The 22442-nt window shown below is 61.2% G+C and carries 20 protein-coding genes; 14 read left to right on the plus strand and 6 right to left on the minus strand.

Annotation, left to right across the window (positions count from 1 at the left end; translation table 11 throughout):
* Nucleotides 1-25 precede the first annotated feature (25 nt).
* A complete protein-coding gene (locus E0502_RS02915) occupies nt 26-910 on the plus strand; it encodes an HpcH/HpaI aldolase/citrate lyase family protein (protein ID WP_137676468.1) in 885 nt (294 codons plus the stop codon).
* Between the two features lie 41 nt (nt 911-951).
* On the opposite strand, the gene E0502_RS02920 is transcribed toward E0502_RS02915, so the two are convergent.
* Together E0502_RS02920 and lipB are read right to left on the minus strand one after the other, a co-directional pair.
* Complete coding sequence (locus E0502_RS02920) at nt 952-1266, minus strand: hypothetical protein (protein ID WP_137676469.1); 315 nt, start codon at nt 1264-1266, stop codon at nt 952-954.
* 2 nt (nt 1267-1268) lie between these two features.
* Nucleotides 1269-1937: a lipoyl(octanoyl) transferase LipB gene (gene lipB, locus E0502_RS02925; RefSeq protein WP_137677496.1), complete on the minus strand. Its 669-nt coding sequence runs from the start codon at nt 1935-1937 to the stop codon at nt 1269-1271.
* An 88-nt stretch (nt 1938-2025) separates the two neighbouring features.
* Here lipB and E0502_RS02930 point away from each other — a divergent pair, with 88 nt between their 5' ends.
* Nucleotides 2026-2871 carry a hypothetical protein gene (locus tag E0502_RS02930; protein ID WP_137676470.1) on the plus strand — a complete coding sequence of 282 codons (846 nt, stop codon included), beginning with the start codon at nt 2026-2028 and terminating at the stop codon, nt 2869-2871.
* A 30-nt stretch (nt 2872-2901) separates the two neighbouring features.
* On the opposite strand, the gene E0502_RS02935 is transcribed toward E0502_RS02930, so the two are convergent.
* Nucleotides 2902-3516 (minus strand): class I SAM-dependent methyltransferase, encoded by a 615-nt coding sequence (locus E0502_RS02935; protein ID WP_137677497.1) that lies wholly within the window; start codon nt 3514-3516, stop codon nt 2902-2904.
* 126 nt (nt 3517-3642) lie between these two features.
* On the opposite strand from E0502_RS02935, the gene E0502_RS02940 reads away from it, so the two are divergent.
* Entirely contained in the window at nt 3643-4998 is a 1356-nt protein-coding gene (locus E0502_RS02940) for an MFS transporter (protein ID WP_137676471.1), read from the plus strand.
* Nucleotides 4999-5002: 4 nt separating this feature from the next.
* On the opposite strand, the gene arsC is transcribed toward E0502_RS02940, so the two are convergent.
* Nucleotides 5003-5347 carry an arsenate reductase (glutaredoxin) gene (gene arsC, locus E0502_RS02945; RefSeq protein WP_137676472.1) on the minus strand — a complete coding sequence of 115 codons (345 nt, stop codon included), beginning with the start codon at nt 5345-5347 and terminating at the stop codon, nt 5003-5005.
* Between the two features lie 164 nt (nt 5348-5511).
* Between arsC and E0502_RS02950 the strand changes: the two genes are divergently transcribed.
* On the plus strand, nt 5512-7623 hold the full coding sequence (locus E0502_RS02950; RefSeq protein WP_240048833.1) for a TonB-dependent receptor: 2112 nt from the start codon (nt 5512-5514) through the stop codon (nt 7621-7623).
* A 6-nt stretch (nt 7624-7629) separates the two neighbouring features.
* On the opposite strand, the gene E0502_RS02955 is transcribed toward E0502_RS02950, so the two are convergent.
* Nucleotides 7630-8190 carry a (2Fe-2S)-binding protein gene (locus tag E0502_RS02955; RefSeq protein WP_137676473.1) on the minus strand — a complete coding sequence of 187 codons (561 nt, stop codon included), beginning with the start codon at nt 8188-8190 and terminating at the stop codon, nt 7630-7632.
* A 114-nt stretch (nt 8191-8304) separates the two neighbouring features.
* On the opposite strand from E0502_RS02955, the gene E0502_RS02960 reads away from it, so the two are divergent.
* The 10 genes from E0502_RS02960 (at nt 8305) to E0502_RS03010 (ending at nt 21387) form a co-directional block, all read left to right on the plus strand.
* Nucleotides 8305-9654 (plus strand): MATE family efflux transporter, encoded by a 1350-nt coding sequence (locus E0502_RS02960; RefSeq protein WP_137676474.1) that lies wholly within the window; start codon nt 8305-8307, stop codon nt 9652-9654.
* Between the two features lie 55 nt (nt 9655-9709).
* The gene (locus tag E0502_RS02965) at nt 9710-12091 is read left to right on the plus strand and encodes a chemotaxis protein CheA (protein ID WP_137676475.1); all 2382 of its coding nucleotides are present in this window, start codon (nt 9710-9712) and stop codon (nt 12089-12091) included.
* Complete coding sequence (locus E0502_RS02970; protein ID WP_137676476.1) at nt 12088-12519, plus strand: chemotaxis protein CheW; 432 nt, start codon at nt 12088-12090, stop codon at nt 12517-12519. Before E0502_RS02965 ends, E0502_RS02970 begins: the two co-directional genes overlap by 4 nt.
* 52 nt (nt 12520-12571) lie before the next feature.
* Nucleotides 12572-12937 carry a response regulator gene (locus E0502_RS02975; RefSeq protein ID WP_137676477.1) on the plus strand — a complete coding sequence of 122 codons (366 nt, stop codon included), beginning with the start codon at nt 12572-12574 and terminating at the stop codon, nt 12935-12937.
* Nucleotides 12938-12953: 16 nt separating this feature from the next.
* On the plus strand, nt 12954-14039 hold the full coding sequence (gene cheB, locus E0502_RS02980; protein WP_240048834.1) for a chemotaxis-specific protein-glutamate methyltransferase CheB: 1086 nt from the start codon (nt 12954-12956) through the stop codon (nt 14037-14039).
* A complete protein-coding gene (locus E0502_RS02985; protein ID WP_137676478.1) occupies nt 14030-14905 on the plus strand; it encodes a CheR family methyltransferase in 876 nt (291 codons plus the stop codon). The genes cheB and E0502_RS02985 overlap by 10 nt, the downstream gene beginning before the upstream one ends.
* Before the next feature lie 76 nt (nt 14906-14981).
* Nucleotides 14982-16511: a putative bifunctional diguanylate cyclase/phosphodiesterase gene (locus tag E0502_RS02990; RefSeq protein WP_240048835.1), complete on the plus strand. Its 1530-nt coding sequence runs from the start codon at nt 14982-14984 to the stop codon at nt 16509-16511.
* Complete coding sequence (locus E0502_RS02995) at nt 16508-17851, plus strand: methyl-accepting chemotaxis protein (protein ID WP_137676479.1); 1344 nt, start codon at nt 16508-16510, stop codon at nt 17849-17851. Before E0502_RS02990 ends, E0502_RS02995 begins: the two co-directional genes overlap by 4 nt.
* A 169-nt stretch (nt 17852-18020) precedes the next feature.
* Entirely contained in the window at nt 18021-19868 is a 1848-nt protein-coding gene (locus tag E0502_RS03000) for an energy transducer TonB (protein ID WP_137676480.1), read from the plus strand.
* A 121-nt stretch (nt 19869-19989) separates the two neighbouring features.
* Nucleotides 19990-21387, plus strand: a complete 1398-nt coding sequence (locus E0502_RS03010; RefSeq protein WP_161593691.1) for a hypothetical protein — start codon at nt 19990-19992, stop codon at nt 21385-21387.
* Nucleotides 21388-21424: 37 nt separating this feature from the next.
* On the opposite strand, the gene E0502_RS03015 is transcribed toward E0502_RS03010, so the two are convergent.
* Nucleotides 21425-22441, minus strand: a complete 1017-nt coding sequence (locus E0502_RS03015; protein WP_137676482.1) for a hypothetical protein — start codon at nt 22439-22441, stop codon at nt 21425-21427.
* Between the last annotated feature and the right edge of the window lies 1 nt (nt 22442).

A 22442-nucleotide genomic window follows, 5' to 3' on the forward strand; every position in this document is an offset into this window, starting at 1 on the left:
GAACTTTCCTCTATCGGCTGCAGCCATGAGATCGTGGCTGTTCATAGAGGGCGACAACCCGAAGAAGATGGCGAAGGCTCCCATGGTGGGGGCCGACGCAGTCGTCGTCGACGTGTCGCATATTCCAGTAGACAGCAAGGCTCCGGCCTTGCGTGCTGGAATCGTCGAATGGCTCAATGCCTACAATGATCCGCTGATCGCCAAGAAAGCCTTTGCCCGCTGGGTTCGGATCAAACCGCTCGACGCGCCGCACTGGCGCGAAGAATTGCTTGCGATCATGGAAGGCGCGCCGGAAGGGGTGATCTTGCCCAAGGCCACCGGCAGCGACCAGATCCGCACGCTCGGTTCAGAACTTTACGAGATCGAGCAGAAGCTGTGCCTCAAGCACAATTCGACCAAGATCATCCCGCAAGTCGGCGAAACCCCGGCGGCTGCGCTCAAGCTGCACGAACTGACCGATGACCGGCAGCCGCGGCTCAATGGCTTTGCGTGGAACGCGGAAGCGGTAGCACGGGGTATGGCGGCCAAGCGCACGCGCTATGACGATGGACGCTGGACCGATGCGCTGTCGCATGTCCGCGCGATGACGCTTATTCTCGCTCGCTCGATCGGTGTGATGGCGATCGATACGCCCAACGCCAGCGCAAAGAATGCCGATCAGGCGCGACGCTTTGCCGACTTCGCGCGGCAGGACGGGTTCACCGGCATGGCCGCGACCCATCCGGTCCAGATTTCAGCCATACATGACGCCTATTCGCTGAGCGCAAAGGAAAAGGCCGAAGCCGACGCTGTCATAGGTTCATTCAACAGCCGCTCCGTCGCCGACATTCTAAAAGATCTGGGCGACCCGGACGATGCTGAAGTCTCTGCTCCGGCTGAAGAAGCACAAGGCATCCGCGCGCTGACCTGACCAGAGGCGGTTATCGCCTTGCTTGACTGAGATCTCAGGCCCTATTCTTCCGCGCCGTCGGTATCGGCATCTGCATCGGTATTGGCCGCTGCGGGATCAGCTTCTGCCTGCGATTCATCTCCATCCTTCTCCGCCGCAGGGGCTGCGGGGCTGGAGCCGCCCTCGCTCGCTTCGGGTTCGGCCCGCGGCGATTGTGAACGAATCTGGTCATGCGGGATCATCGCATCACTGATCGATCCATCGAGCACTTCGCCCCCTGCAACTGCGCCCTCATTTGCGACCGGGGCGTCACTGGTGCCCGAACCGCATGCGGCAAGCAGCAACACAACAGGTAAAATGCCAAGCTGGCGTTTCATCATCAGTCTCCACATGATTGCCCGACGCAGGCCAGGAATGTGTCCAGCCGTGCGAGCAAGGCATCGTCCCATTGGTCCGCCGTGCAGGCGATACCCAGTTGTTCCAGGCTGGTCACGCCGAATTCGTCGATCCCGCAGGGCACAATTCCGCTGAAATGCGCCAGGTCGGGCGCGAGGTTGACGGAGAAGCCATGCATCGTGACCCAGCGCCGCACGCGCACGCCAATGGCTCCGATCTTTGCTTCGCGCCCGTCCGGATCGCTCGTCCATATCCCCACACGCCCCTCGGCGCGCTGTGCCTCGATCCCAAAATCGCCCAGCGTGTCGATCACCCAGCCTTCGATGCAATGGACGAAACGTCGCACGTCCTTGTTGCGCTTGCCAAGGTCGAGCAGCACATAGCCGACGCGCTGCCCGGGGCCGTGGTAGGTGTAGCGCCCGCCCCGCCCCGCTTCGACCACTTCGAAACGGGGATCGAGCAATTCATCAACCGCGGCGCTGGTTCCGGCCGTGTACACCGGCGGATGTTCGAGCAACCAGACGAGTTCGCTTTCTTCCCCGTTCTGGATCGCAAGATTGCGCCGGTCCATCGCCTCCAGCGCCTCACGGTAAGGCACAGTAGCGCTTTCGCGCCGGATTTCAGGCAGGATCTCGGGCATGATTTCGGGCATGGGGCGCGGTTTTTCCGACATGACGATTGCGTGGCGCGGTGCGGCGTGGTTATCAAGCGGAATTGAACAGATTGCAGGGGCGTTTTTGATGAAACTGGACTTAGGCAAGGCCTGGAGCGATGCGGTTGCGAAGCTGAGCGCGAATTTCGACGTGGTTCTGGTCGTCGCGGGCGTCTTCTTCTTCCTGCCCTATCTCGCGCTGATGCTGTTCCTGCCGGCTGAAATGGCCGAATTGCAAAGCGGCAATCGCCAGCCCGATATCGACAAGCTGGGCGAGATCATGCTCGAATTCTATAGCGGTTTCTGGTGGGTGTTCGTGCTTATCGGGATTGCGCAGGGGATCGGGACGCTGGTCCTGATGATCCTGCTGAGCGACCGTGCGCGGCCCACACTGGGCGAAGCTCTCGGCCTGGCGGCCAAGCTGTTCTTGCCCTTCTTCGCGGCGCAATTGCTGGTCGGCTTTGTGATGGGTCTGGTGATGCTGATCCCGATCTTCATCGGCGCTATCGGCGCTGCGAGCGAGATGCCTTTGCTGATCGGAGTGGCAGTGATCGTCGGCATCGCGGCGCTTGTCGCTGCAATCTATATCTACACCAAGACTTCACTGGTCGCCGCCGCAGTCGCCGTCGAACGAACAATGAATCCGGTCGAGGCTCTGCAACAATCCTGGCGCGCGACCAAGGGCAACAGCATCATGCTGTTCTTCTTCTACCTGCTGCTGGTCATCGCAATCGGGATCGTCAGCTTCATGATCACCAGCGTGATCGGATTGATTTTCGCTCTGACAGGTCCGGTGGTCGCGCAATATGGCAACGGGATCGTCGCAAGTCTGGTCAATGCAGCAACAGCCGCCTTGATGGCGGGCATCGTGATCAGCGTCTATTTGCAGCTGACCGGCGGCAATGTTGCGGAGACGCGCGAGACGTTCGAATAATCGCCCCCGCCCTGAGTCCCCGGCAAAAGCCTAGGCCGCGTCTTTCCAGCCCCAGAACAGCTTGCACGGCAAGACGTTCCACAGCTCGAAACCCTCGTCGATGCGGTTGAAATGCTTGGCCATGAAATCGCGCGCCTTGGCAGAGAACTGGTAGACCAGAAACGCCCCGCCCGGGCGGATTACGCGATGGGTTGCCGCTGCAATCGCCGGGCCCACGCCATCGGGCAGTGTCGAGAACGGCAGGCCTGACAGCACATAGTCGGCATGATCGTGGCCGTGCGTCTTGATGATCTCTTCGACATTCTCGGCCGAGCCGAGGACCGCAGTGAAGCGGCTGTCGGCGATCGTCTTGTTGAGATAGTCGACATACAGCGGGTTGGTATCGATCACGATAAGCGCAGCGTCACCGCGCATCTTTTCCAGCACGGGAAAGCAAAACGTGCCTACGCCGGGGCCATATTCGACGAACAGCTTGCATTCGTCCCATTTTACCGGAGCCAACATCTTGTCGATGGTGAAGCGCGAAGACGGGATGATCGAACCGACCATGCGCGGATGCTCGACGAAGCCGCGGAAGAACACACCCCATTGGCCGAACAGGCGGCCGACGCGCGAGCGCAGACTACGGGGGCGGTTGAGCGCCATTTGATTGGAATCGGACAAGCAAGTAATCCTGATTGGCACCCGGCTGCGACCGGGCGGGTTGCCAACGCCTTGCAAAAAGCTTGGCCCATTGCAAGCGCAACCGCCCCGGCGTAGCGCAGCCAAAGCATGGCCGACCGCGACTCTTCCACCCTACTGCCAGCAAGCCCCCCTACCGGGCGCAGCATTTCGCGCGGCCGGATGATGCTGTTGTTTGCAGTGATGCTGGTGACTGCCGCTGGCAATACGGCCATGCAATCGGTCATGCCGTCCATCGGCACAGCGCTGCAGGTTGACGATGTATGGATCAGCCTCGCCTATACGTGGTCGGCTTTGCTGTGGGTGATCTGTGCGCCGATCTGGGCGCGGCGATCCGACCGGCGCGGGCGCAAGGCGATGATGGCGCTGGGCCTGATCGGCTTCATAACTTCGTTCTCGCTGTGCGGCATCGTCCTGTGGTTCGGTCTCGGCGGAGCGTTGACAGCGCTGTGGACCCTGTTGCTGTTTGCCCTGTTCCGCGCGCTATACGGCGGGTTCGGTTCAGCTGCGCCGCCGGCGGTTCAGGCCTATGTTGCATCGCGTACGTCGCGCGCCGAGCGGACTCAGTCGCTATCGCTGATCGCTTCGAGCTTCGGGCTGGGCACGGTCATCGGTCCTGCCCTCGCACCGATCCTCGTGTTCTCGTCGTCGCCGCAAGGGCTGGTCGGACCGTTCGTCGTGTTTGCCGGTGCGGGCGTGCTGGCGCTGGTCGTGCTGCGGCTGCGGCTTCCGAATGACGAACCGCAGTTCGCCGCCAGAGGACTGACCTATGACGCGCCCTATGGCTCCGGATCGTCATCGTCGCATGGTACAGACGACGATGACGACGAGGATGGCGAGCAGCCAAAGCGCCTCGGCTGGTGGGAGCCGCGCTTGCGGCCCTGGGTCATTGCCGGGCTACTCGGCGGGCATGCCCATGCCATGGTGCTGGGGATTGCCGGATTTCTCGTGCTCGACCGGCTTGGCCTGCGTGAAACGCCCGCAGAAGGTGCCGGACCGGTCGGCATAGTGCTGATGTGCGGAGCGATCGCCACTTTGCTGGCACAATGGGGGGTCATCCCCCGGTTGCAGCTCGGGCCGCGCGCAGCGACTCTGTCCGGTGTCGCGATAGCGGCGTTCGGAATCGTCATATTCGGGGTCGCGAGAGACCTCCACGCCATCGCGCTGGGCTATGCCATCGCCTCGCTTGGCTTCGGCCTGTTTCGTCCGGGCTTCAATGCCGGGGCATCGCTCGCAGTGCGGCGCAATGAGCAGGGCGAAGCATCGGGCGTGGTGGCATCTGCGACCGGCGCGGCATTCGTCGCCGCCCCTGCCATCGGCGTCTGGCTATACGGCCATTCGGACTGGCTCGGCTTCGGTCTGATCGTCAGCCTGTGCGCAGTGGTGTTTGTCTACGGCTGGCGCACGCTGCAAGCGGACGAGGATGCCACGCGCGAGCGGCGATAAGCCGTCACAGGATTTCCAGCACTATGTCCTGTGGCCGGCACAGGCGCGCGCCCTTGTCGGTCTCGACCAAGGGGCGCTCGATCAGGATCGGATCGGCTTCCATGGCGGCCAGCACCGCCGCGTCGTCCGCATCGGGCAATCCGCGCTCTGCCGCATCGGTGCCGCGGACACGAAGGCCTTTCTGCGGCGTAATCCCCGCATCCCGGTAAAGCTGGGCCAGCTTTTGCGCACTCGGCGGGTCCTTGAGATATTCGACCACCGTGACTTCGACCTGCGACAGGTTTTCGAGGATGGCCAGCGTCTTGCGCGAAGTGCCGCATTTCGGGTTGTGCCAGATGGTCGCTTTCATTGTGATGCCTTGGATCCCTGTCTTCGTGAAAATCGATTGAAAGCGCCTAATGCCGCAATATTTTCCTGCCAAGCCAAATGCGTGTTTGCAAATGCGAATAATTCTCAATAGCAGGGACTCAATTATTGAAAACGATTCTCAACTAGACCGCTAGAAAGTTTTGTATGCCCCTCAAGCCCATCCGCCTCATGCTCCTTGCCGGTGTTGCGAGCGCGGCTTTTCCGTCGGCTTCCTTCGCCAATTCCACCGCTGGTGCGGGTGCGGGTGCCGATGCCGACTTCGACCGCGATTATCTGCCGCGCGAGATTATCGTCACTGCCGGGCAGCTTGACGGATACCGGAGTGACGACGGCTCCAGCGCGACGAAGACCGCGACCCCGCTGATCGAAGTGCCGCAGACGGTGACCGTCATCACTGAAGACCAGCTCGACGACCAGGCTATAACCCAGTTGGGCGATGCGCTGCGTTACGTTCCGGGTGTCAGCCTTGAAACGGGCGAGGGCCACCGCGATGAAGTGTTCATTCGCGGGCAGGAAACCACAGCGGACTTCTATCTCGACGGGCTGCGCGACGACGCGCAATATTATCGCTCGCTCTACAATGTCTCGCGGGTGGAAGTGCTCAAAGGCGCCAACGCGCTGATCTTCGGTCGTGGCGGTGGCGGCGGCGTGATCAACCGGGTGAGCAAGACAGCGAACCCGGCAGAGCAGTTCGCTGGATTCGACGCTTCGCTCGACACTTTCGGCGCATTCGCTCTCTCGGCTGACGTCAACCAGCCGCTGGGTGAAAATGTCGCGGGCCGGATCAACGCGACTTACGAGGAGTTCGACAATGACCGGCAGACGTATGACGGCCGCTTCATCGGTGTTTCGCCAACGCTGACCTTCGACCTCGATCCGGCGACCAGGCTCACAGTCCATTACACCTATGACGACGACCAGCGCGTGACTGACCGCGGGGTTCCTTCACTTAACGGCGGCCCCCTGCGCGGCTTCGACACGACCTTCTTCGGCGTACCGGGCTTCAACGAAGCGAGCGCCCAAGTGCATATTGCGCGCAGCCGGATCGATCACGATTTCTCGGACTCGCTGAGTGCCAATGCGTCGGTGCAGTATGCCAATTACGACAAGGTTTACTCCAACGTTCTGCCCACCGGCACCAATGGCACCACTGTCTCGCTCAGCGGCTACCGTGACTTCACGCAGCGCGAAAACCTGATCGGGCAGGCCAATCTCATCTGGGATGTCCAGACGGGTCCGCTCGATCACACCATCCTGGCCGGGCTCGAAGCGCTCGACCAGAGCACAGGCAATGGCCGCTTTGGCATTGCGCTTAGCCAGAATCCGGTCGCGCTGCAGCAGACCCTTGCCTACCCGACTGTCACGATCACCGGCCTGAGCAGAGAGCGTCAGAGCGAGTTGTCGGTTCTGTCCGGCTATGTGCAGGACCAGATCGAAATCGGCGATTTCATAGAAGTTATTGCCGGCATTCGCTGGGAACGCTTCGACCTCGAGACCGAGGACCTTGTCGGGACCAATGATGCGGACCGGGTCGATGAAATGTGGAGCCCGCGCTTCGGTCTCGTGCTCAAGCCGACCGGCAGCCTGTCCTTCTACGCCAGCTATTCGCAAAGTTTCCTGCCGCAGGCAGGCGACCAGTTCCTGATCTTGAGCACAGGCGATGCCGGGTTCGAACCGGAGAAATTCTCCAATTACGAAGTGGGCGCGAAATGGCTGGTGAAGCCTGACCTGTTTCTCACCGCCGCGCTCTTCCGGCTCGACCGGACCAACACCACGGCGCCCGATCCGGCGAACACGGGCCTGACGGTGCAAGTGGGGGAAAGCCGCGTCGAAGGGTTCGAACTGAGTTTGGTCGGCGAAGTGTTACCCGGCTGGCAGACCAGTTTCGGCTACACCTATCTCGATGGTGAAATCACCACGACGAGCGATTTTGCCGCCGCCGGCACCCGGCTGCAACAGCTGCCAAAGCACCAGATCAGTGCGTGGAACCACGTCGATGTGACGGACCGTTTCGGACTGGGCTTCGGCGTGATCCATCAGTCGAAGCAGTTTTCCAGCTTCAGCAACAATGTTGTCTTGCCGAGCTACTGGCGAGCAGATGCGGCAGCGTTCTACGAACTGAACGACCGGATTTCCTTGCAGATCAATGTCGAGAACCTGTTTGACGAAGATTATTATTCCAGCGCCCATGGTGACAACAACATCCAGCCGGGCGATCCGCTGAGCGCGCGGTTCGGGGTGCGGGTAAAGATCTGACCGGGTCTATTCCTGGCTCTCGCTGTCCGTTTGAGGCAAACGCAAGGCTGGGACTTCGCGCGCGGCATCGTCCGCGCTGATCCCCGGAGCGGGCGCGGCACTGATCGTTTCACGCCGCCGCTCCACCCTGCCCGCGCGCTGGATGGCCCGAACCAGCCGCGGATAGACCCCGCAACGACACAGGTTGGGGATTGCGGCGCGAATCTCGTCTTCGCTCGGATTGGAATTCTTTGCGATCAGGGCAGCGCCCGCCATGACTATACCCGGGGTACAGAAACCGCACTGGATCGCCTGTTCGGCAACCATCGCTTGCTGCACCGGATGCGAACGATCGCGAGCAAGCCCTTCGATCGTAGTGATGTAGCGCCCTTCGGCCTCGGCCAGCGTGATCAGGCAACTGCGCAACGCTTCGCCATCGACGATCACCATGCAGGCACCGCAATCACCATTGCCGCAGCCATATTTGGTCCCGGTAAGATTGGCCGCATCGCGCAGCGCCCACAGCAAAGGGGTGTCCGGGTTCATGTCGAATTCGAGCGGCTGCTCGTTCACCGTCAAGCGCGGCATTGATGCCCTTCCCTCTGTCGATCCAGCGCTGCGATCTTTCGCACGGCTTCCCCCTGGCAGACAAGCTGCACCTTTTCGCTTTCACCCGCGCGGTTGCCCCGCTAGCGCCCCGGCATGAGCGAAAATGCCAAGCTGACCCGCGGGAGCATCTCCGGACATCTCGTCGGCCAGACAGCTCCGATGATTATCGGAGTGGCGGCAATCATGTCGATCGGCCTCGTCGACAGCTATTTTATCGGTCAACTCGGAAGCGGACAGCTCGCCGCCATAGCGTTCATCTTTCCTGTCGGGGTTGCGCTTGCCAGCCTCGGGGTCGGCGTCATGGTCGGGGTTAATTCGGTCGTCGCCCGCGCGATCGGCGAAGGCGACGACGACAAGGCCGCGCGCCGCGCCAATTTCGGCATTGTGTTCGCGGTGGCGGTCGGCCTCGTCCTCGGACTGCTGCTGTTTGCGCTGATCGGCCCTCTGTTCCGTCTGATGAATGCGCAAGAGGAATTGCTGCCTTACATCATGACCTACATGCAGCCCTTCTCCCTCGGCTTTCCGCTGCAAATGGCGATCATGGGGCTGAACGGAGTGCTGCGCGGACAGGGTGAAGCGCGCAAGACTTCCTATGTTTCGGTCTGTTACGCAGCGGCGAACTGGGTGCTCGACCCGATCCTGATTACCGGCGCGTTCGGCATCGGCGGCTTCGGTATCGTGGGCGCGGCCTATGCCACGCTGATCGGCTGGGCCTGCGGCGCGGTGCTGGCGGTCATCCTGATTCGCAAGACCCGTTTGCCGATCAACCCCATGCTGCTGCGCAATTGCAGTCTGGTCGATCCGGCAAGTGCAATTCTGAAAGTTGCCGGACCAGCCGCTTTCTCCAACGCGATCAATCCCATCGGCCTGTCAATCCTGACCTCGCTAGTCGCGATAGAAGGGTCGGCCGCAGTGGCCGGCTTCGGCGCGGCTGGACGGTTGCAGAGTTTCGCGGTCGTTCCATTGCTGGCCCTGTCCGGCTCGATCGGGGCAATCGTCGGGCAAAACTGGGGCGCCGGACAGATCGACCGGGCGCGCCAGGCTGCGCTGCGCGCCGGCGCATTCTGCATCTTCTACGGCCTGATCATTGCGGTCGGTCTGTTCTCCGCCGGCGAATGGTTCGCCGATTTCTTCACCGACGATCCGGCTGTGATCCGCCAGTTCGACCTGTATCTTCGCATCGCCGCATGGGGCTATGCCGGCTACGGCCTGCTGATCGTTGGCAACGGCATCCTCAACGCAGTGGGCAAGGCCGGGTGGGCGCTGGCTCAGAGCTGCTTCCGGGTGTTTGCAGTCATGTTGCCGATTGCATGGTTCCTGCGCGGATCTTGGGGCTCCACAGCGGTCTATTCGGCAGAGTTGGCGGCGAACCTTATCGGCGGGGCGATTGCTGCGCTGGTTGTCTGGCGCATCTTGGCGCGCGGAAAAGACAAACCGCGGTGACACTTCGTTAACCATCCTTCTCCATAGCATGACCACGACAGTTGGGGGTGCATCAATGGACGATCTGCTAACCGATTTCGTTGCGGAAACGCGCGAGATGCTGGAAGCGATAGGCGGCGAGATCGTAGCGTGGGAAGCCAATCCTGGTGACCGCGCACGGCTCGACGCCATTTTCCGGTTCGTCCACACCGTCAAAGGCAATTGCGGATTCTTCGATTTTCCGCGCCTGGAAAAACTGAGCCACGCCGCCGAAGGCGCGCTGGCCGAAGTTCGTGCTGAACGCCGCCACCCCGACAGCAGGCTGGTCAATGCCGTGCTCGCGATCATCGACCGCATCTCGGTGATGATCGATGCGATCGAAGCTGGCACAGAAATTCCGCAAGGGGGCGATGAATACCTGGTTGCCGCGCTTGAGCCCGACGCCGGGGATACCGGTGAAACGGTCGCTATGCAGAACGCCGCGGCGCAGGCCAGTAGCGCGCAATCCGATGCAACCGGTTCCGCTGCCACCGCAACCCCGCGCACCATTCGCTTGCCGGTCGAACTTCTCGACCGCGTGATGAGCGGCGTGTCCGACATGGTTCTCGCCCGGAACGATCTGGCCCGGCGTTTGCGTGAGGCAGGTGCCGAGCCGACGCTGGATGGCCCGTTCGAACGCATGACCAGCATTCTCACCGATGTGCGTGAAGCCGTCACCAGAATGCGCATGCAGCGCATCGAATTGCTCTACAACGCGCTGCCGCGTCTGGTTCGCGACCTGTCGGCCGAACTCGGAAAACAGGTGATGGTCGATCTCGATGGCGGCGATGTCGAACTCGATCGCGAGATGATCGAGATGATGCGCGACCCGATGACGCACATCATTCGCAACGCCATCGATCACGGGGTCGAAACCCCCTCCGCCCGCCTTGCCGCAGGCAAGCGCGAAATTGGCTTGCTGAGCATCTCTGCCCGCCAGTCCGGCAACCGCATCACGGTTACCGTTTCCGACGATGGTGCCGGTCTCAATCACGAGAAAATCGGCCTCAAGGCTGTGGCCAGCGGGCTTGTGACTGACAAAGAACTGGCCGCCATGTCACGCAATGAAATTGTCGACCTGATTTTTGAACCGGGCCTTTCGACCGCAGAAGAAGTCAGCTCTGTCTCGGGACGCGGCGTTGGCATGGATGTGGTGCGCGCGAATATCGAACGCGTTGGCGGTTCGATTTCCGTCACCAGCGAGAAGAACGAAGGCACGCAATTCCACCTGCAAATCCCGCTTACGCTGAGCATTATTTCGGCGCTGACAGTCAGTGCGGGTGGCCAGCGCTTCGCGATTCCGCAATCCTATGTGGAGGAGATCGTTCACGGCGGCGCCAAGGCGATCGAGTTTTCAAAGATCGGTGAAACCCGACTGATGACTTTCCGTGACCGGCGCACCGCCTGCGTATCGCTCGGCTACGTGCTCGGGCTCACAGAAAACGACGTCGGCAAAGCGCAGAAGCTTGTGCTCCTGCGGTTTGGTCCGACCGAATTGTTTGCGCTCGCTGTCGATGCGATTCACGATCAGGAAGATCTCGTGGTCAAACCGCTCGCACCAGCGATCATGCAGACCGGGTTCTACTCCGGCACGACACTGCTCGATGATGGCAATCCGGTGCTGATGCTGGACATTCCGATACTCGCTCAGCGGAGCGGTCTGAGCATCGAAGCGCGCACCCGTGCAGCTTCGACCAAGGCAAATGACAATGATGAGCGCAGCCAGAACGCGCGCAAGCTGATGACTTTCGTCGGCTTCGACGGTCGCCGCAAGGCAATCGGAATGGAGCTGGTCGTGCGGATCGACCAAGTTGTCCCTGAAGCAATCGACCGCTCCGATGACCATGCGAAGGTCGTCGTCGGAGACACGATCTATACTCTGCTCGGTCTTGAACCGGATTGCGAGCTGGAGGAATCGGTCAAGCTGCTTCGCCTGTCCGACAGTCAGAGCCAGCTTAGCTATGCGGTCGCGGAGCTCGGTGAATCGGTGGAGATCACAGACGAAATCAAACCGGTTCCGCAAGATGCCTCGCTCGAAGGTATCGTTCTGCACAGCGGCAAACCGCTCCGCGTGCTCGACGGTTTCGGGCTGTTTGCACAACACGCCAGCCGACCGGTGGCGCCGGATCGCCCGGTGTGCCGGATTCCATTGCATGATGCGTGGGCCAGCCGAATGCTCGAGCCGCTGGTTCAGGCCGCCGGTTACCGCATTGCCGATGCGGATGACGAACATGTCGATATCGTGATTACTGTCGCGGGCGACAGTGGCGACGATCCTGTCGAAGCGGCAGAAACGCCCGCTATCGTTCTTTACGGCGATCCGGCCGACGCAGCGCGCGCGACTGGCGGGGTTTATCGCTATGATCGCAACGGGCTTGTCGATGCCCTGCGCCGTGCGCAGCGGGAGAAAGTCGCATGAGCACGCTCTACGTCGTGATCGAGATCGACGGGCGCCTTGCAGCGGTCGATGCTGCCGACGTCCAGTCTGTGATCGAGCTGGAGAATGTCTATCCGGTGCCGCGTGCACCGGCATGGGTCACCGGTCTGACCGCTATGCGCAGCCAGTCGCTGACCGTTATCGATTGCCGCCTGGCACTGGGTCTTGCCGCTGCCGACATGGCAGGCGAACGCTCGCCGGTCGTGAAAGTCGCGGGCCATCTCTACGCCCTCAAAGTCGATGCAGTCGACGATGTGCTCGAAGCCCGCTCCGAGGTGATGCCTGTGCCCGGCGGCTTCGGCCCCGGCTGGCAGCGGATCGGGCAAGGTATGATTGAAACCGATCGCGGCCCGGTCTTGCTGGTCGATGTCGAAGCACTGATCGCCGGACCAGAAGCAAAGGCGGCTTAAGCGAATAGTTACGCGTCTTAGCTAAGTTGTAAAAAAATAGGGATCGCTTGTTATGAAAACCTGCCTCATTGTCGACGACTCGCGGGTGATCCGCAAAGTCTCCCGGCACATTCTCGAATCGCTCAAATTCACGGTTGAAGAGGCCGAGAACGGCAAAGAAGGCCTGGAAAAATGCCAGGAGGCCATGCCCGATGTGGTCCTGCTCGACTGGAACATGCCGGTCATGACGGGTATCGAATTCATCAATTTGCTGCGTCAGCAGCCCGGCGGCGACAAGCCCAAAGTCGTATTCTGCACGACAGAGAACGACATTGCCCACATTCGCGAGGCGATCAGCGCCGGAGCGGACGAATATGTGATGAAACCATTCGATCACGAAACCCTCCAGATAAAGCTCCAGCTCGTCGGCATGGCCTGAGGGCTGGATCGTGGGCGTGGCGACAAAAATTGGGGCGCCGCCAGCGCCGCTGACCAACCGCAAGACGCGGGTGATGATAGTCGACGATTCGTTGACCATCAGAGCAATCCTGTCGCGCACGATCGAGGCTGAGCACGACCTGGAAGTCGTCGCCCGTGTCAGCAGTGCCGAACTCGGCCTGCGCGAACTCGACGCGGCGCAGCCCGACGTAGTGTTGCTGGATCTCGAAATGCCGGGCATCGGCGGCCTCAGGGCGCTGCCCAAATTCCTCGATGCTTCACCATCGGTGAAAGTTCTCGTCGTGTCTTCGCTGACGGATGTCGGTGCTGAAGCCACCATGACAGCCCTGTCGATGGGCGCTGCCGACACCATGCCCAAGCCGCTAGCCGGACAATACGCAAAGCAATTCTGCCGTGAACTGGTCGACAAGGTTCGCGCCTTGGGCCGCGGGAAACCGGTAAAGGCTGACATCGCGCCGCCGTCCGCACGGACCGCACTAAATCTCAGAAGCAGCAAATCCCCCAGGATCATCGCCATCGGCGCATCGACCGGCGGCATTCATGCGCTCAACGTCCTGCTGCGCGCATTGCCCCGTTCGCTCGGCGCGCCAATTCTGGTGACGCAGCACCTGCCAAGCTCGTTTCTTCCCGTCTTCGCCAAGCAGCTTGAGAGCGCATCCGGGCGCAAGGCCGTTGTGGTCGAGAACGGGATGCTGATCGGTCCGGACATGATCTATGTCGCCCCGGGTGACGGACATATGACGGTGCGGGAATTTGCCGGACAATTGCAGGTCCGGATTGTCACGGGGCCGACACCGAGCGGGTGCACGCCGTCCGTTGACCCGATGTTCGAAAGCCTGGCGACAGCAGTGGAAGGACGCGCCCTCGGTGTTGTCCTGTCCGGCATGGGCAAAGACGGCGCAATCGGGGCCAAGGCGCTGACCGAAGCCGGTGGCACAATCTTTGCGCAGGACGAGGAAAGTTCCGCAGTCTGGGGCATGCCGCGCGCAGTGGCCGAGCGCGGTCTTGCCAGTGTCATCCTGCCGCCAGACAAGCTCGGCTTGCGCATCGCTTCGTTGATGGAAGCCGGTTCATGGAAGTGAACGATGCCTCGCACCGGATCATCGCCGACCTGCTCGAGGCCCGCACAGGCCAACATATGAGTGAGAGCAGGCGCTGGCGCGTTACAACTGCGCTCGCCGGTCTGTTCCGCGAATACGGGATCACCAATGTCGACCAGTTGGTGTGCCTGCTGGCCGACGCCGATTCCGGGAAACTCGCCAAGCGGGTCGTCGAAGCGCTGCTCAACAATGAAACCTATTTCTTCCGCGACCGGATGATGTTCGATCAACTCGCGACCAAGGTGCTGCCTGACCTCGCCCGCAAGCGGGCCGCTTCGAAGCGCCTGACCATCTGGTCGGCCGGCTGTTCAACCGGGCAAGAAGCGCTCTCGGTCGCTATGCTGATCCTGGACCAGCCCGGACTATGGCGCGACTGGACAATCGACATCATCGGAACGGACGTATCCGAAAAGGCAATCGAGGCAGCGCGCAACGCCTGTTACAGCCAGTTCGAGATCCAGCGCGGCCTCGGTGTCGGTCAGATGCTCGCCCATTTCGAGGAAACACCGAAAGGATGGAGAGCGAAACCGGCGCTGAAGACCATGATCCGTTACAAGCAGCGCAACATGCTCGACCCGGTGGAAATCGAAGAGCGGTTCGATCTCATCATGTGCCGCAACGTGCTGTTGTATTTCGATCCTGTTCGCCGGGTGACCGCTTTCGACCGGCTGGCCGACAGCCTGCGCCCGGATGGATGGCTGTTGCTTGGCGCCGGCGAGACCGCGCAAGGCCGAACGCTCCGCTTCCGTCCGACCGAGGGCCATCAAGGTTTGTTTGTCCGGACAACTGAGAGCGAAGCGAGCGAGCGCCATGTGTTCTGGCCGGTCGAGCAAAAGGCCGCAAAGTAAACCGCGAGTTAACCGATCCTTAGGGACGTTTGGCTAGCACTGCGCAAGGCGGGTCCATTCGCCGGAAGGGGAGAGCATGATGCTCGATTCATTGCGAAAAATCAGTGCGTCGCCCACGGCGTCGGTTTTCGCACGGTTTGCGCTCCTTACCGTGATATTCAGCGCGGCGGCCGCATTGCTGTTGATGAGCAACCTCGATCGCACGGTGTCAGCCGCACTCGTGATCGCTGACTTCTTCACCTATGGCGCAGCTGCCGCCCTGCTCTATCGCGCGGCTCTGGTGCGTCTGCCGCAAGGTGACGATGACAGCATGACGGACGGTCTCTCGAACCTGCCCAACCGCCGCGCGCTTCATGCGACTCTCAGAGACGCGATCACCTCAGGCGCGGACATTTCCGTCGCACTTGTCGACCTTGACGGTTTCAAGATGGTCAATGATCTTTATGGCCGCGCGGTGGGCGACCTGCTGATCAGGGAAGCATCGGTTGTCCTGATCGAAGCCTGCGGCGATGAAGCCAAACCATTCCGGCTTGGCGGCGACGAATTCGCCATCTCCATGTCTGGTCCGCTGTGCAACACGATCCTCGAAGGGATTAGCCGTGGATTGATCGAACGCATGGCACAGCCGATGGCGGTGGGGGACCGGCGCATCGCGATCGGGGCAAGCATCGGACTGTCCTACAGCAACGGCAAGGACGGCCTTGATGCGTCAGAGCTCCTGCGCCGTGCCGATGTCGCCATGTATGCATCGAAACGCGGCGGCAAGATGCGCTGCTCCTGGTTCAAGAACGATTTCGATCGCAATCTTGAAGCGATGCGCGATATGGATGTCGAGCTGCGTGCGGCGCTTCTGAACGACGAATTCCAGGTCCACTATCAGCCACTGGTCGATGCCCAAACGCGCGAAGTCGTCGCTGTGGAATCGCTGATCCGCTGGATCCGTCCCGACGGGCAGAATGTCGGGCCCAACGTGTTCATCCCGATTGCCGAAGAATCCGGCCTGATCAATTCAATCGGCCTGTTCGTGCTGCGACAGAGCTGCCGCGATGCAATCGACTGGAACGGCATCAAGCTGTCGGTCAACATTTCAGCGGCGCAGCTGCGCAACCCTGAATTCCCGATCCAGCTTGGCCAGATTCTGGAGGATACGGGCTTCCCGCCCGAGCGTCTCGAACTTGAAATCACCGAGACCTGTCTCGTGCTCGATCCGGTGGTTGCCGAGCGGAGCCTGGATATCATTCGCGGCTTCGGAGTGAATGTCGTGCTGGACGATTTCGGCACCGGCTATGCTTCGATCGGTTTCCTCCGCCAGTTCCGCTTCGAGAAACTCAAGCTCGACCGCTCGCTGGTGGTCGATAGTGCCGACGACGAGGGGTCGCGCGCGATGATGCTGTCGAGCATTTCGATGGCGCAGGCGCTCAACATGAATGTCACCGCTGAAGGCGTGGAGACCGAGGCGCAAGCCGATCTCGTCCGCTCGGCCGGCTGTGACCAGATTCAGGGATGGCTCTATTTCAAAGCCATGCCGAAAGATGAAATTGCACAACATCTGAGTGACATGATGCCAGGCAACGCAGAAATTGCTGCCGAACGGAGGAAAGCATGAACGCGCAAACCAATATTCTCGCGGACGAGTTGTTGCGTGAGGTGGAGGAAGTGGAGATCACTTATGCCGAGAACGGGGCAGAACGCTCGGCCATCGGTCGCTGGTTCATGTCAAGATCACTCGCCTCGAAGGCCAAAATCGCATCGGCCCTGTCACTGCTTGGCCTGACCATCGTGGTTGGAGCCGCCCTTATCGGATTCTCCGATCCGGCATGGGCTCCATTCGTGCGCATGGTCATCGTCGTGATCGGCGCAACCGCGCTTGTCGCAAGCTTGGCGACGCTCAAGTTCATTCTCGACAAGGTCATTGATCCGTTTCTCCAGATCACGGCAGACATGAAGAAGCTGACCGAAGGCAAACGTGACATCACCCCCGTGGGTACAGACCGACCGGACGAAATAGGTGATATGGCCCGTTCGCTCGCGATCTTTCTCAAATCTGGTCACAAGCTCGATGAATTGCTGGCCGGCCGCAAACTGTCCAGCCAACGCCGGGCCGAGGAACTTGACCAATTGGCCGACACGTTTGAACGCCAGGTCAGCGAAATCGTCGGCGGTGTCGCCGCAGCATCCAGCCAGCTGCAATCGACTGCCAGCACCATGGCCGCCGCTGCCGAGCAATCCAGCGATCAGGCGACCCGGGTCGTTGATTCGATGAAGGAAGCCTCTTCCGGTGTAACCGCCGCAGCCGCCGCGAGTGACGAGTTTGCCATGTCGATCGGCGAAATCAGCCGTCAGGCAGCTTCCTCGGCCGAGCTCGCCCGCAAGGCATCCGATTCCGCCGAGAAAGCCGACACGACAATCTCTGCCCTGTCGAGTTCGGCCGCCGAGGTTGGCGATATCGTCGAACTGATCCAGTCGATTGCCAAACGGACCAACCTGCTCGCGCTCAATGCGTCGATCGAAGCCGCCCGTGGGGGAGAGGCCGGGCGCGGCTTTGCCGTCGTCGCGTCGGAAGTGAAGGAACTGGCTGCGCAGACCAGCCGCGCGACAGAAGAAGTCTCGGCCCAGATCCGTGCAATGCAGGATTCCACCGGCAATAGTGTCAAGGCGCTGCGTCAAATCGGCGGTCAGATCGAGCAACTCGAAGCGACTGCGATTTCCATCGCCTCTGCGGTGGATCAGCAGTCGGTCGCCGGTCAGGATCTGGCCCGCAGCATCGACCTCGCTGCGCGCAGCAGTGACGAAGTCTCTTCACGGATTGTCGAGGTCCGCGAAACCGCTGTGTCGACCGGCGCGGCCGCTTCCCAGGTCCTGAACTCAGCCACCGAGCTCGAAGTCCAGGCTGCCAATATGAGCGCTCAGGTGCGCGATTTCGTCGGCCGGGTGCGTAACGGCTGAACTGGGCGTGCCGTCAGCGATGGTACCGCATTGTGTCTAAACGCCAAATCGCGCACTATTGCTTGGGGGGCTGATTCGCGTTTGCAGCCCGATTGAGCGGTGCGGGGGCGCAAATGGCAATCAACTTGACTTACCTTCAAGCGGCAGATCCGCAGGGCGGAATGCCGGCGTGAAATCCATCGCGACCGCAGCGTACGAGGACGAATCCGGTATTCGCACAGTGTTGGGCTCGCGTGACGAGCTCGACCGTGCGATCGAAACTGGAAAGATCCGGTCGGACACGCCAATCACCGTGTATTTCGACGATCGCAGTTCCAGCAGACAGCCAGCGTCCTCGATTGCGCAACTCGCGCATTTCTTTTCAATCACCGAGCTTCGCATAGTTGAAGGTGGCGAAGCGAAGGACCGTTTCAGCGCTGCAAGCCTGGAATTTGCCATCAGTGTCGGCGAGATTGCACCGGACAGCGAAGTGCAACTCGAATATACCGATGGCGGTAAGGTGATCGCGCCCGCAGCTTCGCTTCCGCTGCTCGCCAGTGCCTTCAAGCAACGGTCTGAGAGCCCTTCGGGGGAAGAAGCCGCTAAACCAGATAGCACTGAGCCGGTCGCGCCTCAGGCGGAGGATGGCGAGACGCAGACGGAACCAGCCGTCAGCGCCCTGAATCCTCCCGCGTCAGACGATCCGGTCGAAGAACTTGATCCGGCGGAGGCGGAAGCCGATCCCGAACTGTCAGAGCCTGAGCCGGACCCGATTGAAGCCCAACCCTCCGAACATCCGGGCGAACGCCAGTCGGAAATGGACGAAGCGGTGTTTGTACCGCAACCACCGTCCAACACCGGCAAGTTTGTTGCTTTCGGCGCTGCCGGAATCGTGCTGCTTCTGCTGCTTGTGTGGTTGCTTGGCGGATCGGGACATTATGCGGCTGCCGATGTATCCGTCTACGACCAGCCAAGCTATGACGCCGCTGTAGTCGGCGAGGTGGCCTATGGAACAGAGCTGGCGCTGATGCCCAGCGCAGAGGCCGGCTGGCTCGAGATTACCGAAGGGCCCAATGAGGGCTCTTATATCCCGGAAAGCTTCGTAACTGACAGCGAGCCGCCCGCGCTCGACCGAAGTGCAGCAGCGGCGCTGGAATTGCCGCGTAGTGTGCCATTCTACGGTGTTCCCGATCAAAGCGCCGAAGCGCTCGGCAGCTATGGTCCCGGGACCATCCTGTCGGTCACCGGCGCAGTCGACGGCGATGACGGCTTGCAATATCTGCTGTTCCGGGCTGCGAGCGGATCAGTCATGGACCGTCCGGCCTATGTGGTCCGGTCCGAAACAGAAGTCGCTCAGCCCGAGAGGGCGCCGCTGCCGCCTGCTGCCGTGCAGGAAGAAGACGTGCCAGAGCCCGAAGAGACTCAGGCGCCAGAACGTGACAGCGTTTCTGAAACTTGCCGCTCGCGGCGCGCCGGAATCGAGCGACTGGCCTGCGAATCGCCCCGCATAGCCGGCCTCGACCGTCAGCTCTCGCGCGAATGGAACGCAGCGCGGGATCGCTTCGCTGCGCAGGGCCAGACTATCACCCCGCTGGATAGTTTCCGGCAACGCGCGTCATCTTGCCGGACGGAAAATTGTGCGGCGCGGCGGTTGCAGCAAGGCATCGACCTTATTCGGCGGCAACAACCGCAAGCGCGACAAACCACCGCCCCGCCGCCTCCTCCGCCACCGGTCGACCGGTCGCGCCAGGCTCAGCCGCAGCGGGATCTGCGGTCCTATTTCCGCGCCAGCGACTATCCGCGGCGCGCCGCGCGCGACGGGCGACAGGGAAGTGTAACGGTTATGCTGACCATCGGCGGCAACGGCCGCGTTTCGGGCTGCAACGTCACATCATCGAGCGGGCACAGCGATCTCGACAAAGAAACGTGCGATGTCCTGCGCAAGCGCGCGAGGTTTACGCCCGCCGCAGACGAAAACGGCCGCGCGACAACCGGCGGCTTCGGCCCTGTTTCGATCGGCTGGCAACTGAACGGCTGATAGGCGGCGCAAGCGCTTCAACACGAGTGGGACATCCACACCGGGCTATGGACTCAGCGGGAACGCGCCTTAGAACAGCCGGATAGACGGTGTGAACAACCAGGGGCAATACTGACAAGCCATGGCTCAGATTTCGATGCTTTCATTCGACGAAGACGGCGCTCAGACAATGCTGGGCTCAGTCGAGGAAATCGAGAGCGCGATAGCAGGTGGCCGGATCACATCGTACACGCCTGTTACCGTCTACATGTCCGACCGACGCAAGTCGCGGCATCCAGCCGGAGAGCATCCTGACCTCGGCCAGTTCTTCCCCAAGACCCCGGAACCGGAGGCTGAACCGGAACCCGAACCCCAGCCTGAGCCTGAGCAAATCGAAGAGCCGAAGGGCGATTTCGACCCCGAACCGGACCCGGTTGATGATGGCCACGCGACCACCGCGGCGGCGGATCCGAAGCCTTCACCGGCCCCTGTGGCGGACCCTGTCGCTAATCAGTCGGCCGAGCCACCCCCTCCTCAACAGGGCACCGCCCCCGACTATGCCGCGTTGCTGGCAGAAGCGCGGGCGCGCGACCGCAAGACGCTGAAGGTCATTCTCGGCTGCGTTGCCGGAGGCGTTGTGCTGGTGGGCGGTGCAGCATGGATCGGCCTCAGCCGTGGCGACAGCGCCGACAACTCCGACGATTACGACTATGAGGCAGTTGCTTCCTCGTCAGAGGCGGCGATGGATGCGGCGGTCGCTGATACCGGGAATGCGCAATCTTTCTACCTCGCTCGCTGGACCAATGTGCGCGCCAGCCCATCGGTGGACAGCGCCGACGTGGGCAGGATTGAACGCGGTTCTTCCGTCAGCGGGACGCTCACCGCGCCGGATAGCAGAGGCAGACAGTGGCTGAGGCTGGACGCAGGGCCATATGCGGGCAATTACATTTCATCGGCCAATTTCATGGCGGTCGAACCGCCGCCGATCGATACCACTACCGCCGGCGAATACCGGTTGATCGAAGCAAGCGACGTCTTCGCTGGCCCGAGTGACAGCGCACCGCGCGTGTCGGGCACGGTTTCGTCTTATCCGCAGGCCCATAAATTCGAAGCTTTCGGCGGGGTCAATGGCTTTGCCGAAGTCGGGCTGGAAGACGGGGGTGTCGGATACATCCCGTGGACCAAAACCAACACGAGCCACCTGGATTACCCGGCGCGAAGGGTGTTCGTGCGCAATCGCTGCCGCGATGTGAAATATGTCGTCTTCACCTACCGTGAGAACGGTTCGTGGCAGACAAGTACTCCGCTCTGGACTTTGCCGGCGGGCGCTTCAGGCGACCTGCAAATGAACGGCCGGACGATTTACGTCGACACTCCGGAAATGTATTATCACGACTTCGGCTCAAGCAACCCGAACGGCGGCGGCAAGCGCTTTTACGTTGTCGACAAGAAGAACATCAATATCAACGGCCAGACTGACCTGATGACCACGGTCATCCCCGAGGTCTATCCCGACAATTACCAGCTCATCTTCTGCTGACGTTGCCATCGTAGGCTGGCGCGCTGCAATATTGTGTTCAGTCGCTGAAGCCCGTCAACTGGCCCTTCTGTTCGATCCGGAGCATCCCGTCGTCATCATAGGCGACGCATGTGTCCAACAGTTCGAGTGACGGATTGTCGGATTTGTGGAGATCGAAATAGGGCTGGATCCGTTCGCTCTTCTTCGCACTGCGGCTCTGATCGAAACGGTCGATAAACTGCATCGACGGGACCACCGCGATTCTCTCAGGCGACAAACGGATGCCGAGCAGGTCGCGCGCATCGCCGTCATCTTCGCCCGGATGAATTTGTAGCCCATCGCCAGTCATGTTGAGCAAGTGAACCTGCCCGATCTCCCCCGCCCTTGCCCGGTACTCGGATTGCGTCATGCCTTTCGCGGCTTCGATCAAACCCCGCAATCTGTCGGTCGGCACCTGCTGCGCAGGTTCGGGCCGGGCAACCGGCTGAGACGATTGCGGCGCGCGATCGACCGGCGAGGATGCGGTGGGGGGTCTTGGCGCTTGGGTCGGCCTTGCCGAGAGACTCTTGTCGTGGCGCTGCAGTATCTTGGCCAATTCCGGCAAATCCCTCTCAATTTCCATCACGCGTGACTGCGTCTCTGCATGCGTGTGCTTCAGATTCTTGTGGGATTTCGAGAGTTGATCCAGGTGATCGCGCATTGTCGACACTCGCCGGCCGAGAATGAACAACCCAGCAAGCAGGGCCAGTGCAAACAGTATCGCCAGACCAGTCGGGACTAAGTCCATCATCGACGATCCATCGTCAGGAAGGCTCGTACCAGTAGTTTGCTCGGATTCGCTTGCTGGCGCGCGTTCTACAATTGCGGCCTCGCCCGAGTTGTCGAGACCGGTACCAGCACCACTGGCTGGTTCTGCATTGATAGCATTGGTCTCTTCGATGTCGGGCTCGCTCTGTGCGGCTTCCGGTCGAGACCCGGTTGAGCCCTCCTCCTGCGCCATGGCCCCGAGCGGTGCCGCCAAAATGGCGAGTGAGACTATGACAGGAAGCATCCGGTTCGACCGCAAAAACGCCATT

Origin of the sequence: Parerythrobacter lutipelagi (assembly GCF_005434975.1) — a bacterium.
GTDB classification, from domain to species: Bacteria; Pseudomonadota; Alphaproteobacteria; order Sphingomonadales; family Sphingomonadaceae; genus Parerythrobacter_A; species Parerythrobacter_A lutipelagi.

What these genes read in the sequence shown, in the direction of transcription:
- E0502_RS02965 (WP_137676475.1), top strand. Translation starts at nt 9,710, where the DNA reads ATGGACGATCTGCTAACCGATTTCGTTGCGGAAACGCGCGAGATGCTG.
- E0502_RS02985 (WP_137676478.1), top strand. Translation starts at nt 14,030, where the DNA reads ATGGAAGTGAACGATGCCTCGCACCGGATCATCGCCGACCTGCTCGAG.
- E0502_RS03015 (WP_137676482.1), bottom strand. Translation starts at nt 22,441, where the DNA reads ATGGCGTTTTTGCGGTCGAACCGGATGCTTCCTGTCATAGTCTCACTC.
- E0502_RS02975 (WP_137676477.1), top strand. Translation starts at nt 12,572, where the DNA reads ATGAAAACCTGCCTCATTGTCGACGACTCGCGGGTGATCCGCAAAGTC.
- E0502_RS02990 (WP_240048835.1), top strand. Translation starts at nt 14,982, where the DNA reads ATGATGCTCGATTCATTGCGAAAAATCAGTGCGTCGCCCACGGCGTCG.
- lipB (WP_137677496.1), bottom strand. Translation starts at nt 1,937, where the DNA reads ATGCCCGAAATCATGCCCGAGATCCTGCCTGAAATCCGGCGCGAAAGC.
- E0502_RS02960 (WP_137676474.1), top strand. Translation starts at nt 8,305, where the DNA reads ATGAGCGAAAATGCCAAGCTGACCCGCGGGAGCATCTCCGGACATCTC.
- E0502_RS02935 (WP_137677497.1), bottom strand. Translation starts at nt 3,516, where the DNA reads ATGGCGCTCAACCGCCCCCGTAGTCTGCGCTCGCGCGTCGGCCGCCTG.
- E0502_RS02970 (WP_137676476.1), top strand. Translation starts at nt 12,088, where the DNA reads ATGAGCACGCTCTACGTCGTGATCGAGATCGACGGGCGCCTTGCAGCG.
- E0502_RS02995 (WP_137676479.1), top strand. Translation starts at nt 16,508, where the DNA reads ATGAACGCGCAAACCAATATTCTCGCGGACGAGTTGTTGCGTGAGGTG.
- E0502_RS02955 (WP_137676473.1), bottom strand. Translation starts at nt 8,190, where the DNA reads ATGCCGCGCTTGACGGTGAACGAGCAGCCGCTCGAATTCGACATGAAC.
- E0502_RS02920 (WP_137676469.1), bottom strand. Translation starts at nt 1,266, where the DNA reads ATGAAACGCCAGCTTGGCATTTTACCTGTTGTGTTGCTGCTTGCCGCA.
- E0502_RS02915 (WP_137676468.1), top strand. Translation starts at nt 26, where the DNA reads ATGAGATCGTGGCTGTTCATAGAGGGCGACAACCCGAAGAAGATGGCG.
- arsC (WP_137676472.1), bottom strand. Translation starts at nt 5,347, where the DNA reads ATGAAAGCGACCATCTGGCACAACCCGAAATGCGGCACTTCGCGCAAG.
- E0502_RS02940 (WP_137676471.1), top strand. Translation starts at nt 3,643, where the DNA reads ATGGCCGACCGCGACTCTTCCACCCTACTGCCAGCAAGCCCCCCTACC.
- E0502_RS02930 (WP_137676470.1), top strand. Translation starts at nt 2,026, where the DNA reads ATGAAACTGGACTTAGGCAAGGCCTGGAGCGATGCGGTTGCGAAGCTG.
- E0502_RS03010 (WP_161593691.1), top strand. Translation starts at nt 19,990, where the DNA reads ATGGCTCAGATTTCGATGCTTTCATTCGACGAAGACGGCGCTCAGACA.
- E0502_RS02950 (WP_240048833.1), top strand. Translation starts at nt 5,512, where the DNA reads ATGCCCCTCAAGCCCATCCGCCTCATGCTCCTTGCCGGTGTTGCGAGC.